The organism is Streptomyces flavusporus (assembly GCF_046267975.1).
Lineage (GTDB): Bacteria > Actinomycetota > Actinomycetes > Streptomycetales > Streptomycetaceae > Streptomyces > Streptomyces flavusporus.
In genome coordinates this window covers 3,496,077-3,510,245 of record NZ_CP176503.1, presented here as the reverse complement: position 1 = coordinate 3,510,245, position 14,169 = coordinate 3,496,077, and the positions used below count along the sequence as shown (strand labels likewise).

The 14,169-nt window shown below is 70.4% G+C and carries 9 protein-coding genes and 1 pseudogene; 5 read left to right on the top strand and 5 right to left on the bottom strand.

The window, feature by feature from the left end:
• Nucleotides 1-591: 591 nt before the first annotated feature.
• Complete coding sequence (locus ACKTSN_RS16515; protein ID WP_409469833.1) at nt 592-942, bottom strand: hypothetical protein; 351 nt, start codon at nt 940-942, stop codon at nt 592-594.
• A gap of 30 nt (nt 943-972) precedes the next feature.
• Here ACKTSN_RS16515 and ACKTSN_RS16510 point away from each other — a divergent pair, with 30 nt between their 5' ends.
• Nucleotides 973-1,191 (top strand): hypothetical protein, encoded by a 219-nt coding sequence (locus ACKTSN_RS16510; RefSeq protein WP_385510614.1) that lies wholly within the window; start codon nt 973-975, stop codon nt 1,189-1,191.
• Nucleotides 1,192-1,753: 562 nt separating this feature from the next.
• On the opposite strand, the gene ACKTSN_RS16505 is transcribed toward ACKTSN_RS16510, so the two are convergent.
• Nucleotides 1,754-2,251 (bottom strand): hypothetical protein, encoded by a 498-nt coding sequence (locus tag ACKTSN_RS16505; protein ID WP_409469832.1) that lies wholly within the window; start codon nt 2,249-2,251, stop codon nt 1,754-1,756.
• Between the two features lie 90 nt (nt 2,252-2,341).
• Between ACKTSN_RS16505 and ACKTSN_RS16500 the strand changes: the two are divergent.
• Together ACKTSN_RS16500 and ACKTSN_RS16495 are read left to right on the top strand one after the other, a co-directional pair.
• A pseudogene (locus ACKTSN_RS16500) lies at nt 2,342-2,880 on the top strand (transposase); the annotation flags it as partial.
• A 37-nt stretch (nt 2,881-2,917) separates the two neighbouring features.
• On the top strand, nt 2,918-3,724 hold the full coding sequence (locus ACKTSN_RS16495; protein WP_409469831.1) for a tyrosine-type recombinase/integrase: 807 nt from the start codon (nt 2,918-2,920) through the stop codon (nt 3,722-3,724).
• A gap of 81 nt (nt 3,725-3,805) precedes the next feature.
• Here the strand turns inward: ACKTSN_RS16495 and ACKTSN_RS16490 are convergent, their stop codons facing one another.
• From ACKTSN_RS16490 to ACKTSN_RS16480, 3 genes are all read right to left on the bottom strand, one after another.
• Complete coding sequence (locus tag ACKTSN_RS16490; RefSeq protein ID WP_409469830.1) at nt 3,806-5,341, bottom strand: alpha/beta hydrolase; 1,536 nt, start codon at nt 5,339-5,341, stop codon at nt 3,806-3,808.
• Nucleotides 5,342-5,478: 137 nt separating this feature from the next.
• Complete coding sequence (locus ACKTSN_RS16485) at nt 5,479-7,026, bottom strand: alpha/beta hydrolase (RefSeq protein ID WP_409469829.1); 1,548 nt, start codon at nt 7,024-7,026, stop codon at nt 5,479-5,481.
• Between the two features lie 99 nt (nt 7,027-7,125).
• Nucleotides 7,126-9,864 (bottom strand): lysylphosphatidylglycerol synthase transmembrane domain-containing protein, encoded by a 2,739-nt coding sequence (locus ACKTSN_RS16480; protein ID WP_409469828.1) that lies wholly within the window; start codon nt 9,862-9,864, stop codon nt 7,126-7,128.
• A gap of 185 nt (nt 9,865-10,049) precedes the next feature.
• Here ACKTSN_RS16480 and ACKTSN_RS16475 point away from each other — a divergent pair, with 185 nt between their 5' ends.
• On the top strand, nt 10,050-10,436 hold the full coding sequence (locus ACKTSN_RS16475; RefSeq protein WP_409469827.1) for an MGMT family protein: 387 nt from the start codon (nt 10,050-10,052) through the stop codon (nt 10,434-10,436).
• Between the two features lie 311 nt (nt 10,437-10,747).
• Nucleotides 10,748-14,113, top strand: a complete 3,366-nt coding sequence (locus ACKTSN_RS16470) for an ATP-dependent helicase (protein WP_409469826.1) — start codon at nt 10,748-10,750, stop codon at nt 14,111-14,113.
• Nucleotides 14,114-14,169: the final 56 nt, after the last annotated feature.

The window sequence follows — 14,169 nt, the reverse complement described above, 5'->3', positions numbered from 1 at the left end:
CCACTGCTTTAGGAGGGTGGGGCTGCGGGCGACCGTTTGGCTTTTCGAGCTTGCCGACGCTTTCGAGACTTCTCTCCGAGGTTGCCGCTGGCCGTTGCCACTAGGGCGAAGCAGGCGGAGCTCATCCAACTCAGGGGGTCATCATCGATGATCTTGCTCGCGAGCCAGAACAAGACGGTGGATATGATCCACGAGACTGCGAACAGCCTGATCACAGGCCAGCTGGGCCACCATCTACGCACGTTCGGAGCCTATCCGCCACGCACTCATGGACCGGCGGCGGGCGGTGTTCCGAGGCTCCTCGTCAGTTGCGCTGGTATTGAAGGGGTCATTCGTGGGGGTGCAGCGTCGAGCCGAACCCTCATGGGTAGCTGCGAAGTTGCCGTTGCTGCTGGTCATTATTGGTCGTCTGTGGCCGTCCCTCGACGGCCCGGAGACGGCCCCAGTCCGGCGACTCGGCAGCTTTACAGCGGGTTACGTGCACCAGCTGCGGCCTGCGAGTTTCCTTGATCCTGGCGCTACGGGGGGACACCTGGGAAAACGGCAGCCAGTGCTCGCGCGGCGGCCTCTCTCGCTTGCCTGACCAGACATCTATCGCTCGCCCCCGGGCCGGTAGCCCGCCGGTGCGCGGATCCGGTCGCCCGCCGGTAACTCAGCGTGGATGCTCGGCCGGACCTCCACGATGGCGTCGGCGTCCTCCTGGTCGCCCTCCTCGTCGCGCCAGAGGTAGACCCGCACGTGCTTCGCCCGGTGTAGGCCGCGCACCTTCCACTCGGTCATCAGGTCGGCGACGACGAGGGAGAGGGCGTACTGGGGGCCCTGGCTCGAATCGTCGGCGGTGATCGTGCCCCGCCACCGTTCCGGGTCGCTGCCGTAGGGGCGCCATCCCTCCGAGCCGTGCGGCTCGAACACCCGGTACACCCAGTCCGTCTCGGTGCCCATAGCACCGATCCTGTCACTGCAAGGAGCACCATGCGCCGCATCGGATCCACCCCCGCCTACAACAACTGCCCCGACGTCTTTGAGCTGGGCGACGGGTCCTTCTTCGTCATCGGCACGGTGCCCGCCGCCGGGCAGGCGCCGACTGCCGAGCAGCTGCGCACGATGGGCGCCTCCATCGGCGCCGACGAGCGGACGGTGATCCCGCCGCGTGACTGCATGCTGCACGCCGTGAAGCAGCTCGTCGCCTAGGGGCTCGTCGGGTAGCTGGTCGCGAGATACTGGGCCTGAACGCCCAGGAGCCCCGTCCCCCCGCCGGTTGCACCCGGCGGACTACGAGGACGAGGCCCTGGCGGTGCTCAGTTCGACCAATCCGTGACGGCGCGGCAGCCCGCCGCGCCCGTTGGCGGTTGCTGCTGGCCCTCTCGGACGGTCCGGAGCACAGCCAGCCCACTTCCAGAGGGCTCCCCTCAATCCCTCTCACCTGCGACTTCTCCATTGCTAGGCACCCCTGGGGCACACCTGGGGGAAGAGGCCCCGAGAACACCGCTTTAGGAGTTCGATCCGAGCCCGCTCCGGCGGCTGTCGTCGACTGGTGCGACGGCCGGACAGAAACACTGGTGTACGCCCCGTCCGGCGCCGTTGATGTCAGCCGTGGATGTCAGAAGCCTTGCGATCCGTAGCTCTATCTACATCGGACAGTGACGGTCATGGCGGTTGCGCCGTAGGCCTTGAAGGTCGCCACTGGACGTGGGAGGACGCTGTGGTTGCTGCACTTCGCTGTTGTACTGCAGCCGGTACCGGACAGGCAGCTTCACAGGCTGCACCGGCAGTAAAGGTGGGCGCCCGCCATCCGCGCGCGGCAGGCCAGGGCCATGAACGTGGCAACCGCGTTCCTGGCGACGAGGTAGTCGGCGAAATCGACCTCCTCGATCTCGTACCACTGGGCCGCCACCATCGGGACGGCGTCCTCAGGGAGAGTGGCGAGGACGTCCCGCCAGCGATCGGGGAGTCGTTGGAGGATCAGGCCCGTGTTCCAGGGGGATTCGGGGTCGGTGGACTCGCCCTGAGGGTACGGCGGTTCGGGCCAGATCAGTTCCGGCGCGTCCTGCTGATCGGTGAAGGGGACGCCCTCGGCGTAGGCGACCAGTTGGGCCAGGACGACGTTCGGGTCCAGGCCCTTTGCGTCGATCCAGTCTGCGCCCGTCTCCTCCAGCGACGTCCCGTGGAGCCAGTCGCCGTCAGGGCCGATGGCCTGGTTCACCGCCGTGGTGTGGTCGGTCGCGTGGAAGTAGTCGTACAGCATGCCCATGTCGGTCTCCGTCGTTCACCGGTCCTGTGCTGAAGTAGAGCAGGCGGGGGTCGGTCTTCGGTGTAACTCCTGATCAAGGAAGAGCACCTGATGAGCGACGTGACTGCCTCTGTCGAGGCGGTTGAAGAGGTCCGGCCGGTCGAGCTGTCGGCGGATCTACTGGACGACCAGTTGATCGGGCAGTTGGTCGACCGGGCCCGCGCGAGCGGACTGCAGTTGACCGGCGAGGGCGGACTGCTTCAGCAGTTGACCAAACGCGTGCTGGAGTCGGCTCTGGAAGGCGAGATCACCGACCACCTCGGCTACGAGAAGCATGACCCGGCCGGCGCTGGCAGCGGGAACTCCCGCAACGGTGTCCGCTCCAAGACCGTGCTGACCGACGTCGGTCCCGTCGAGATCACGGTGCCGCGGGACCGGGACGGCAGCTTCGAGCCGCAGATCGTCAAGAAGCGCCGGCGCCGGCTGACCGGCGTCGACGAAATGGTCCTGTCGCTGTCCGCGCGGGGTCTGACGCACGGAGACATCTCGCCCACCTGGCCGAGGTCTGTGGCGCGAGCGTGTCCAGGCAGACCATCTCGACCATCACCGACAAGGTCATGGACGGGATGTCCGAGTGGCAGAACCGGCCCCGCCTATCAGCGGGTGATCTTTGCGAATCTCTCCACCATGCTCACGGCGGCCGTGGATGACCGCCTGATTGCCGAAAACCCGTGCCGCTCGTCGTCGGTGCGTGCGCCGAAGCTTGACCCTCGCCGGATCGTTCCATGGCCGCGTGAGCGCGTGCTCGCCATTCGCTCGGCACTGCCCGAGCAGTACCGGGCCATGGTGGATTTGGCCGGCGGATGCGGCCTGCGTCAGGGCGAGGTCTTGGGCCTGGCGGTCGATGATGTGGACTTCATCGAGGGAGTGGTTCACGTCGTCCGGCAAGTCAAGCTCATCCGCAACCGCCCGGTGTTCGCGCTGCCCAAGGGAGGCAAGACGCGCACAGTCCCGCTGCCTGAGAGCGTCGCTCGGTCGCTCGAGCAGCACATCAGCGAGCATCCGCCCACCGCCGTGACGCTGCCCTGGCGGGCGGTCGACGGCTCGCCGGTCACGGCATCCGTGCTCTTCCACAGAGGCCAGGGACGCCCGGTGAACCGCAACGGCTTCAACCGCGCGGCCTGGTACCCGGCTCTTGATGCTGCGGGTGTCCCTCGCGGCCGAGAGAGCGGAATGCACGCGCTGAGGCACTTCTACGCGTCCGTTCTGCTGGACGCGGGGGAGAGCATCAAGGCTCTGTCCCAGTACCTCGGGCACCACGACCCGGGCTTCACGCTGCGCACGTACACGCACCTGATGCCCAGCAGCGAGAAGCGGACCCGGGAGGCAGTGAATCGTGCCTTCGCGGACGGCCCGGACACCGATGACGGCCCCACGACGGCCCAGGGGGATGAGGATGCGGGAAACACACAGGTCACGCCGTATGCGGCCTGACTTGCCGGTCTACTGAGTCGGCTCTGCTTCCCGTCCGGCGGGGGCTTCGCGCACCACGGGTGCCCGGAGCCCCCGTCGGCGTCATGAGCAGACCTTGCCGTCCTTCGGTACCGTTCCGTTCAGCACATAGGCGTTCACCGTGGAGTCGACGCAGTCGCTCCCGCTCCCGTAGGCACCGTGCCCCTCGCCCTTCCAGGTGAGCACCACGCCGACCCCCTTGCCCAGCTCGTCCGCCATCCTGCGGGCGCCCTCGTAGGGAGTCGCCGGGTCGCCGGTGTTGCCCACCACGAGGATCGGCGCCGCACCCGGCGCGCTCACCTCCGGGCTGTCGAACTGCCCGGCCACCGGCCAGTCGTGGCACCAGCCCGCCGTGTCCCAGCCCAGGAACGCCCCGAACACCGGCGAGATCTTCTCGAACTCCGCGAGCAGCCCCTCCGCCTCGTCGGGCGTCGGCCGCTGCTTGTCGTCCAAGCACGATATGACCCGTTGTGAGTGGGTCGTCGTGGTGTAGCGGCCGGACGCGTCCCGCTCGTTGTAGGCGTCGGCGAGCGCCAGCAGCTCGGAGCCGTTGCCCTGCTCGGCCGCCTCCAGGGCACTGGTCAGAGCGGGCCAGCTGGACTTGCTGTACAGCGGCAGGATGATGCCGGTGAGCGCGAGTGCCTGGGTCAGCTTCCGACCGGTCGACGTCGGCAGCGGCTTCGCGTCGATCCGCTCCAGCAGGTCGGCGATCTTTTGCGAGCCCTGCTGTGGGTCCTGGCCCGTCGACTCGAGGTAGTCGTCGAGCGCGCGCTGGAATCCCAGGGTCTGGTTCCTGGCGTGGCCCACCGCGTCGGCGCTGGGGTCGACGACCGCGTCCAGGACCAGTCGTCCCACGTTCTTCGGGAACAGGTGGGCGTAGACACCGCCGAGTTCGGTGCCGTACGAGATGCCGAAGTAGTGCATCTTCCGGTCGCCGAGGACCTGCCGCATCAGGTCCATGTCGCGGGCGGTGTCGGTGGTGGACACATGCGCCATCAGCTTCCCGGCGGACTCTTCGCAGCCCTTGCCGAAGTCTGCGGCGTCCTGGAAGTACGCCGTCTTCTCGGTCGGGGTGTCCGGGGTGGGGTCCACCGCCTCGGCGGCTTGGATCTCCTTGTCGCCGCGACAGCGGATGCCCTCGCTGCCGCCCACGCCGCGCGGGTCCCAGCTCACCAGGTCGTACCGTTCGTGGAGCACCGAGACGGTGGAGGAGTACGCCGGCAACGTCGATACGCCCGAGCCGCCGGGGCCGCCGAAGTTGAACAGGAGGGAGCCGATGCGGTCGTCACCGGTCGCCTCGGCACGGATCAGCGCCAGATCGATCGTCGTGCCCTCCGGCTTCGACCAGTCCAGGGGCACTTTGAGCGTCGCGCACTGCCAGTCGTCGCCCGGCGGAGGGGTGTCGGCGGTGGCCTTGCAGTCGCCCCAGTCGAGTTCCTGCGCGGTGAGGGACGGGGGCAGCCCGGACGTGGATTCGCCCGACGAACCGGTGGGTGAGGCGGTCGTCCCCTTTCCGTCGTCGGACGAGCCGCTGCTGCAGCCCGCCGTGAGCAGCGCGGCGGCGACCGTCAGAGCCGTCCACCGTACGAAGCGTGCCATGAACACATCCCCCCTCCAGGGCCGCCCGCACTTTGGTCGCGAACGGCAGTCCCGCCATGGTAGGCCGACCGCGCCGCGCCTGCCGCGGCCTGTGGATAACCTTTTGACCTGCGGCTTTGTCGGGATCCGGGGCCAGTTCAGGAGCAGACGGTGCCGACTGCCGGTACCTTCCCGTCCAGCAGATAGGCGTTCACGGCGCCCTGCACGCATTTGTTCTTGCTGTCGTACGCACCGTGTCCCTGCCCCTGGTACGTCAGCTCCACGCCGACGCCGTTGCCCAGGGCCTGGACCATCTTCCGCGCCCCCTCGTAGGGAGTGGCCGGGTCGCCGGTGTTGCCCACGACGAGGATCGGCGCCGCCCCGGGCGCACTGACGTCGGGGTGGTCGGCGGCGCCCTGCACCGCCCAGTCGGTACAGCTGAGCGTGCTCCAGGCCAGGTAGTCGCCGAACAGGGCGGAGGCGGCGCGGAACTCGGGCAGTTTCCGTTCCACGTACTCGGTGGTGTACCGCGGCTTGTCGTCGGCGCAGTTGATGGCGGCGTTGGCCGCGGTGAGATTGCTGTACTCGCCGTTCTGGTTGCGTCCGTTCAAGAAGTCCGACAGCAGGAGCAGGATCTGGCCGTTTCCGTCGTACGCCTGCTCGAGGCCCTCGGTGAGGTACTCCCAGAAGTCCTGCGAGTACAGCGCCTGGGCGATGCCGCTGGTCGCGGCGGTCTGGGTCAGCTCGCGGGGGAAGATACCCGGGATCGGCTTGCTGTCCAGGTCCTTGAGCAGCTTCGCGATGCGGGCTTTGACATCCTGGGTGCTGTTCCCGACCGGGCAGTCCTCGACCTGTGACACGCAGTGCTCGGCGAAGTTGTCGAGCGCGAGCTGGAAGCCCTCGGCCTGCCCGAGGGAGCCCTGTTCGGGGGTCTCGGTCGGATCGACGACCGCGTCGAAGACGGCCCGGCCCACGTTCTCCGGGAACAGGTGGGCGTAGACGCCGCCGAGTTCGGTGCCGTAGGAGATGCCGAAGTAGTGCAGCTTGTCGTCGCCGAGGACCTGGCGCAAGAGGTCCATGTCGCGGGCCGCGTCCGTGGTGCGCACGTGCGGCAGTATCCGCCCGGATTTCTTCTCGCAGGCGGCGTTGAACTCCTTGACGTTGTCGACGTATTCGGTGCGCTCGATGGCGTCGTCGGGGGTCGCGTCCTGTTGGAAGTAGACGTCGAGCTGCTGGTCGTTCTGGCACCACACCGGGGCGCTGCGGCCGACCCCGCGTGGGTCGAAGCTCACCAGGTCATAGCGGGTGCGCAACGTCGCATAGTCCGCGCCGAACGCGGGCAGCGTGGTGACGCCCGAGCCGCCGGGGCCGCCGAAGTTGAAGATCAGCGAGCCGATGCGCCGGCTCTCCGCGCCGCTGGTCTGCGCCCGGATCAGCGCGATGTCGATGGTGTCGCCCTCGGGGTCGTCCCAGTCGAGGGGCGCCTTCATGGTCGCGCACTGCCAGTCGCCGCCGTCAGGCAGGGGCGAGGGGGCGTCGCCTCCGCCCTGGGCCTGGGCGGGCGCCGGGCAGGCCTTCCAGCTCAGCTCCTGGGCGGTGAGGTCCTCGTCCTGGGAGCCGTCGTCGCTGCATCCCGCCAGCACGGAGGACAGCAGCACGGCGGTGGCGGTCAGAGCGGCGGCGCGCAGACGGGAAAGGTTCGGCATGCATCCATCGTGTGGTCGCGCGGGGCCGGGGGCTCGGGGTGTGGGCCGTTTGAGGTACGCGCGCGTGCGGGGTCCCGCGGCGCGTACACGCGATGGTTCCTACAGCGCGCCCTTGCGTGTCAGGTGGCTGAAGGCCAGCCAGCCCGGCAGCACTGGCAGCCAAAGGGTCAGCAGGCGGAACAGCAGCACGGCCGGGGCGGCGACCTCGCTGGGCAGGCCGACGGCGATCAGGCCGACGGTCAGGGTCGCCTCGACGGCGCCCACACCGCCCGGTGTCGGGGCGGCGGAGCCGAGCGCATTGCCTGCCAGGAAGACCACGGCCACGCTGGCGATGCTGAGGGAGGTCGTCTCGTCGCCGAAGGCGCGGATCGACGCGTCCAGGCACATCACGAAGCAGGCGGTGAGCAGCAGCATGCCGCCGATGCCGGTGACCAGCTTCTGCGGTCGCTGGAGCACGTCCAGCATGCGCGGCACGACACCGGCGAAAAGCGACCGCACGCGCGTGACGACGAATTTCCGCATGAACGGCACCGACGTCACCACGAGCCCCAGCACCGCGACCGTCAGCAGACCCGCGATGACCGTCCGGGACGGCGACAGGGACGGTGTCTTCTCGATACCGGTCAGATAACCGAAGGCCAACAGCATGAGGATGTGACAGCCCAGCCCGAACAGCTGCGACGCGCCGACGCTGGCCACCGCCAGACCCGGCCGCACCCCCGCGCGCTGGAGGAAGCGCGTGTTGAGCGCGACACCGCCCACCGCGGCCGGCGCCACGATCTTCACGAACGACCCGGCGACCTGGGCCGCCACGGTCCGCGGGAACGGCACCCGTTCGGGCACGAACCCCAGCAGGCTCATCGCAGCGGCGACATAGCTGAGTGCCGAGAACAGCACGGCAGCGATGACCCAGCCCCACTCGGCGTTGGCCACGAGCGGCCCGAACTCGATGTGCGTGAGCTGCGTCAGCAGGAAGTACGCGCCGATGGCTCCGGCGATGAAACTGATCAGCGTGCGCGGTCGCACCCGCTCCAGCCGGGCCGGCTCGACCGGTGCCTGCGGCCTGATCCGCAGCACCTCGTGCCGGATCTGGGTGAGCAGATCGTCCTCGCGTGCCTCCTCCACGGCCTCGTCCATGGCCCGCTTCTCTGCCCTGGCCTGCGCACGTACGGCCTTCTTGCCGGGCTTTGCCGGTACGACCGCACTGTCGTCCGCGGGCGCCCCCGCACGGGCCTGCCTGGACTGCCGCGACGCCTCCAGCACCGCCTCCCGCTCGCGCTCGGCGCGCTCCCGGGCCAGTCGCCGCAGGGTCGCGCGTGTGGAGCGGGTGAGCGCGATGGGCTGGAGCATCGGCAGGCAGTCGGCCACGGCGTCGGGGCCGAGCACCGCGACGGCGGAGGCCACTGCCCGCTCGGCGCCGACCCGCAGGGCGAGCGTCGTCATCAGCTGCGCGATGTCCATGCGCAGCAGCAGGTCCCCGGCCGCGATCTCGCCACCGCGCAGATCGGTGAGAATGACCGTGCCGGAACGATCCACCAGGATTGCGTCACCTGCGAGCCTGCGGTGTGCGATGCGCCGGGACTGCAGCGCCTGCACCTGGTGCCAGGTGCTGTGCAGCAGCTCGTCGGAGATCTCCTCCTCGGCCAGCGAGTCGAGGGTGCGGCCGCCGGTGTGCTCGTAGACGAGCATCACGGCGTCAGGGCCCAGTTCGGAGGTGGCGATCAGCTTGGGTGCGTTGGCGCCCGCCGCGATGGCCGCGTACGCCAGCAGTGCCTCCTGCTCCAGCGCCTGCCGCAGCGACTGGAGGCTGCGGCGGGTGGCGAAACCGCGCAGCGTCAGGTTGCGCCACACCCGGTAGAAGAAGCCCTGTGCCTGTTGCTCCCGGTCGACCACTGTGACGTCCAGTGGTGGCCCGTTCTCCAGGGTGACGAAATAGCGCCGACCGCGGTCGCCGTTGTCCGCGGCCTCCGGGGTCTCCTCGCGCGACGCGCTCACCGGGTGGAAGCCGACCGTCCGCAGGCCCGCCATCAGGGTCCGACCGGTGGGCCGGACGTTGGGCGAGCCGACCGCGTACAGCGTGCCGTAGGCGACGGTCCAGCCGATCAGCACCGTCAGGATGATCGAGAAGGGGGTCGTGTAGCCGGTGACGAGCATGGAGAAGGCGTCGAGGAGCAGCACGATCCACAGCACGGCCCGCCAGCGCGGTCTGCGGGACATGCCGACGGCCGTCATGTACGCGATGACCGGGGCGAGATAGCCGTGCACCGGGTCGGTCAGGGCGTTGATGTCGCCGGGGGATGGCTGGGTGAGCGCCTCCTGGATCGAGTCGGGGGCGGCCCGGGCGACCCACAGGTCGGTGGCGAGCGTCACCCCGTGTGCGAGGACCGCCGCGAGCACGCCGTCGGCGATGCGCAGTCCGTCCCGCTTGATCAGCCGTTCGATGGCGAACGCGACCGGAACCAGGAGGATCGCGATGCTGGACGCCAGTCCCGCGATCTTGATGAGCAGGTCGGGTGCCTGACCGGTGCCCTTGGTGATGTCCTGTTCGAGGCCCGAGGTGGTGCCGTGCGCGAACGCGGCGATGGCGATCAGCACGACGATGGCGAGCACGCCGACCAGGAGTCGCATCAGGTCGGAGGGGCGGTGCACGCGCGCGGGGAGCAGCGGTTCGTCGCCCTCGACCTCGTCGATGGGGGTCTCGTCGGCGCGGGCCGCGCCCTTCCCGCCCGGCGGATCGGCCTTCGTCACCGGCTTCTCGTTCGCGTCGGCGGTGTCCGGGCGTGATGACGCATCAGAGGTGCTCTCCGCGTCCTCGGGCCGCACACCCTGCTGCCTCATCGTCTCTTCTTGATCTCGTATCACCAGTCACCGCCCGCACGATGGTGGCATGCCCCACCGACACACGGGGGCATCAGGGTGCAAATGCGGGAGCGCACAGTCTGCCGACGGGCTGCTCCACGGCGAGGGTCACGCACAGTGGCGAGCAGGTCACCTTGTCGGTGCTGTGCGGCAGGATGGGGCGAATGAGCGAGGAGAGTCTTCCTGGGGACGCCCGCCCGGAGTACACCGACGCCCTGCCGGAGTACGCCGAGCGGGTCCTCGAGGTCGCCGAACTGATCCCGGCCGGGCGCGTCATGACGTACGGCGACGTTGCGGAGTGGCTGGAGGAGGGTGGCCCCCGTCAGGTCGGCCGCGTGATGGCTCTCTACGGGGGAGCCGTTCCTTGGTGGCGCGTCGTCCGCGCGGACGGCGTTCTGCTTCCCGGGCACGAGCTGGAGGCGCTCGGCCACTACCGCGCGGAGGGCACACCGCTGAAGGAGGCGAGCCGCGCCGCGGAGGGTCACCTGCCGCGCGTCGACATGAGACGCGCGCGGTGGGACGGCGGCGAACGCGCGGAGGGTCACATCTGACAGCTTCCGCCATTGGACGCGTCCGCGTGTGACGCATGATCCCTTCGGGGGAAACAGGACACGTCTGTGGCATGAAGTACGTTCGAGAGGCAAGAGGCATGCGGGCCATGTGAGTCGCGAGGGAAGAAGCGGAAGCCCTGCTTCCGTCCTTTTCGTCGGCGTAGCGTCGGCTGCGCGTGTCTCCCTCATCCCGCGATCACCGCCCGTCCCGCGCGGCGGACGGCCCACCCGTCATCCGACCATCCCCGACGACGGCGCTCCGCGCCGGCAGGCAGCGAGAGATTGCACACCCACCAGGACCGGCGAACCACGTGAGCTCCTCTTCCTCCATCCGGCGCCCGTCGCACCTGCAGGTGCGACAGGGGAGCCGTGGCGCTTACCGACTGGTGCGTACCCCGCCGGCCCGAACGGGTCCCCCTCGTCTGGACGCGGCACAGCGCGCGGTGGTTGACCATGAGGCGGGACCTCTGCTCGTCCTCGCGGGCCCGGGAACCGGCAAGACCACCACGCTCGTGGAGTCCGTCGCGGCCCGCATCGCGCGCGGAGGGGACCCCGAGCGGATCCTGGTGCTGACGTTCAGCCGCAAGGCCGCCGTGGAACTGCGCGACCGCATGGCGCTGCGGATAGGGGCGGCCCGCGCGCCCCAGGCGACCACCTTCCACTCGTTCTGCTACGCCCTCGTGCGCGCCCACCAGGACAGCGACCTGTTCGTCGAGCCGTTGCGGCTGCTGTCCGGGCCCGAGCAGGACGTGACCGTCCGCGAGCTGCTCGCCGGCCAGCCGGACCTTGAGCGGCTCGGTCTCGCGCACGTGCGCTGGCCGGACGAGCTGCGCGCCTGCCTGACCACCCGCGGCTTCGCCGACGAGGTCCGTGCGGTGCTCGCCCGCAGTCGCGAGCTGGGCCTGGGACCGGACGCCCTGGACGCCTTCGCGCGGCGCATCGGCCGCCCCGACTGGCGCGCCGCGGCAGCCTTCCTCGCCGAGTACCTCGACGTGCTCGACCTGCAGGGCGTGCTCGACTACGCCGAACTGGTCCACCGCGCGGTGCTCCTCGCCCGCCGCCCCGAGGTCGCCCAGCGGCTCACCGCGCAGTACGACGCCGTGTTCGTGGACGAGTACCAGGACACCGACCCCGCCCAGGTCCGTCTCCTGCACGCCCTGGCCGGCGAGGGGCGCACCCTGGTCGCCTTCGGCGACCCCGACCAGTCGATCTACGCCTTCCGGGGCGCGGACGTGAACGGCATCCTGGACTTCCCGCGCGCCTTCCCGCGCGCCTTCCCGCGCGCGGACGGCCGCCCGGCCCCCGTCGAGGTGCTGCGGACATCCCGCCGTTCCGCTGCCGCCCTGCTCGCCGCGACCCGGCTGCTGACCCAACGCATGCCGCTGACCCGCCTCCCCGCGGACAAGGTGCGCGCCCACCGCGAGCTGGCTCCGGTGCGCGACGGCGGCCGCGTCGAGGTCTACACGTACCCGACGCCCGGCACCGAGCTGGACAACATCGCCGACATCCTCCGCAGGGCCCATCTCGAGGACGGCGTCCCCTGGAGCGACATGGCCGTCCTGGTGCGCGCCGGATCGCGCACCATCCCCACGGTCCGCCGCGCCCTCACAGCCGCCGGCGTGCCCCTCGACATCGACGGCGACGACATGCCGCTGCGCCACGAGCCGGCGGTGGCCCCGCTGCTGACGGCGCTCCGGGCGGTCGCCACGGCGGAGTCGGGCCGGGCAGGCAACGACCTGCGCACCCCGGAGCGGGCGGAAACCGCCGAGTCGGCGGATCCCGAAGAGCCCGAACAGCCCACCCCCTGGCTCGACACCGAAACCGCCCTCACTCTCCTCACCTCCCCCCTCGCCGGCATGGACGCCGCCGATCTGCGCCGCCTCGGCCGTGCCCTGCGTGAGGAGGAGCGGGCCGCGGGCAATCCGGTGCCGCCGCCGTCGAACGAGCTGCTCGCGCGAGCGCTCGCCGAACCCGAACGCCTGGTGGCACACGACCCGGCGTACGCGCGCGGTGCCCAGCGCCTCGGCGCGCTGCTGCGCACGGCGCGCGAGCGCCTCGCGGGCGGCGGTACGGCCGAGGAGGCGCTGTGGGACCTGTGGCAGGGCACGCCCTGGCCCACGCGCCTGGAGCGGGCCGCCCGGCGCGGCGGTGCCGCCGGACGCAACGCGGACCGCGACCTGGACGCCGTGTGTGCGCTGTTCGCGACCGCGGCCCGCGCCGAGGAACGCTCCGGCGGCCGCGGCGCCCTCAACTTCCTGGAGGAGCTGGAGGCCGAGGACATCGCCGCCGACACCCTCACGCGGCGTGCCGTACGCCCCGACGCCGTGCGGCTGATGACCGCGCACCGCTCCAAGGGGCTCCAGTGGCGTCTGGTCGTCGTCGCGGGCGTCCAGGAAGGCCTGTGGCCGGATCTGCGCCGCCGCGGCTCCCTCCTGGAGGCCGACCGCATCGGCCGCGACGGACTTGCCGAACCACTCACCCCAGGTGCACTGCTCGCCGAGGAGCGCCGCCTGTTCTACGTCGCCGCCACACGCGCGCGTGAACGCCTCGTCGTCACCGCGGTGAAGGCCCCCGCCGACGACGGCGACCAACCCTCCCGCTTCCTGACCGAACTCGGCGTCGAACCCAAGGACGTCACGGGCCGCCCGCGTCGCCCGCTGTCCGTGGCCGCGCTCGTCGCCGAACTGCGCGCCACGACGGTCGACCCGCGAGTCTCCGACGCCCTGAGGGAGGCCGCCGCACGCCGACTGGCCCGGCTCGCCGCGCTCACCGACGAGGACGGCCGCCCACTCGTCCCGTCCGCGCATCCCTACCGCTGGTGGGGCATGTTCGAGCCGACCGAGTCCAAGGTGCCGCTACGCAACCGCGACCAGCCCGTCGTACTCTCCGGAAGCGCCCTGAACCAGCTGGCCAACACCTGCGCCCTACAGTGGTTCCTCGGCCGCGAGGTAAAAGCCGACGCGCCCGCCACCGCCGCCCAGGGCTTCGGCAACGTGGTGCACGTCCTCGCCGACGAGGTGGCCTCCGGGCGCACCCCGGCCGACCTCGCCGTCCTCATGGAACGCCTGGACTCGGTGTGGGACGCGCTCGCCTTCGACGCGCCGTGGAAGTCGGCGCAGGAGAAGGAGCACGCGCGCGCAGCGCTCGAAAGATTCCTGAAGTGGCACATCATGGACCGCACCGGACGTACGCCGGTGGCGAGCGAGCACGACTTCGACGTCACCCTCGAAGCGGGCGACTACGAGGTACGCATCCGCGGCTCCATGGACCGCGTCGAGGCGGACGGCGAGGGCCGCGCCTACGTCGTCGACTTCAAGACCGGCAAGCAGGCGCCCAGCGCGGCCGACGTGGCCCGCCACCCCCAGCTCGCGGTCTACCAGTTGGCCGTCCGCGAAGGCGCCGTCGACGAGGCCTTCGACGGAGTGCGCCCCGAACCGGGCGGCGCCGAACTGGTCCAGCTGCGCCAGGGCGCCGCCAAGCGGGACGGCGGCGAGACACTGCCCAAGGTGCAGGCTCAGGAACCACTCGAAGGCGAGTGGGCCGGCGAGCTGCTGGCCACCGCGGCAGGCAAGGTGCTCGACGAACGGTTCACCCCGACCACCGGCCAGCACTGTACGCACTGCGCGTTCCGGGCGTCGTGCAGCGCGCGTCCCGAGGGCCGCCACGTGGTCGAGTGACGTACGACACCACATGCGCTGACCTACGCTTCTCCGATCCCGGGAGCCGATGACGG

What these genes read in the sequence shown, in the direction of transcription:
- ACKTSN_RS16515 (WP_409469833.1), bottom strand. Translation starts at nt 942, where the DNA reads ATGGGCACCGAGACGGACTGGGTGTACCGGGTGTTCGAGCCGCACGGC.
- ACKTSN_RS16510 (WP_385510614.1), top strand. Translation starts at nt 973, where the DNA reads ATGCGCCGCATCGGATCCACCCCCGCCTACAACAACTGCCCCGACGTC.
- ACKTSN_RS16505 (WP_409469832.1), bottom strand. Translation starts at nt 2,251, where the DNA reads ATGGGCATGCTGTACGACTACTTCCACGCGACCGACCACACCACGGCG.
- ACKTSN_RS16495 (WP_409469831.1), top strand. Translation starts at nt 2,918, where the DNA reads ATGCTCACGGCGGCCGTGGATGACCGCCTGATTGCCGAAAACCCGTGC.
- ACKTSN_RS16490 (WP_409469830.1), bottom strand. Translation starts at nt 5,341, where the DNA reads ATGGCACGCTTCGTACGGTGGACGGCTCTGACGGTCGCCGCCGCGCTG.
- ACKTSN_RS16485 (WP_409469829.1), bottom strand. Translation starts at nt 7,026, where the DNA reads ATGCCGAACCTTTCCCGTCTGCGCGCCGCCGCTCTGACCGCCACCGCC.
- ACKTSN_RS16480 (WP_409469828.1), bottom strand. Translation starts at nt 9,864, where the DNA reads ATGAGGCAGCAGGGTGTGCGGCCCGAGGACGCGGAGAGCACCTCTGAT.
- ACKTSN_RS16475 (WP_409469827.1), top strand. Translation starts at nt 10,050, where the DNA reads ATGAGCGAGGAGAGTCTTCCTGGGGACGCCCGCCCGGAGTACACCGAC.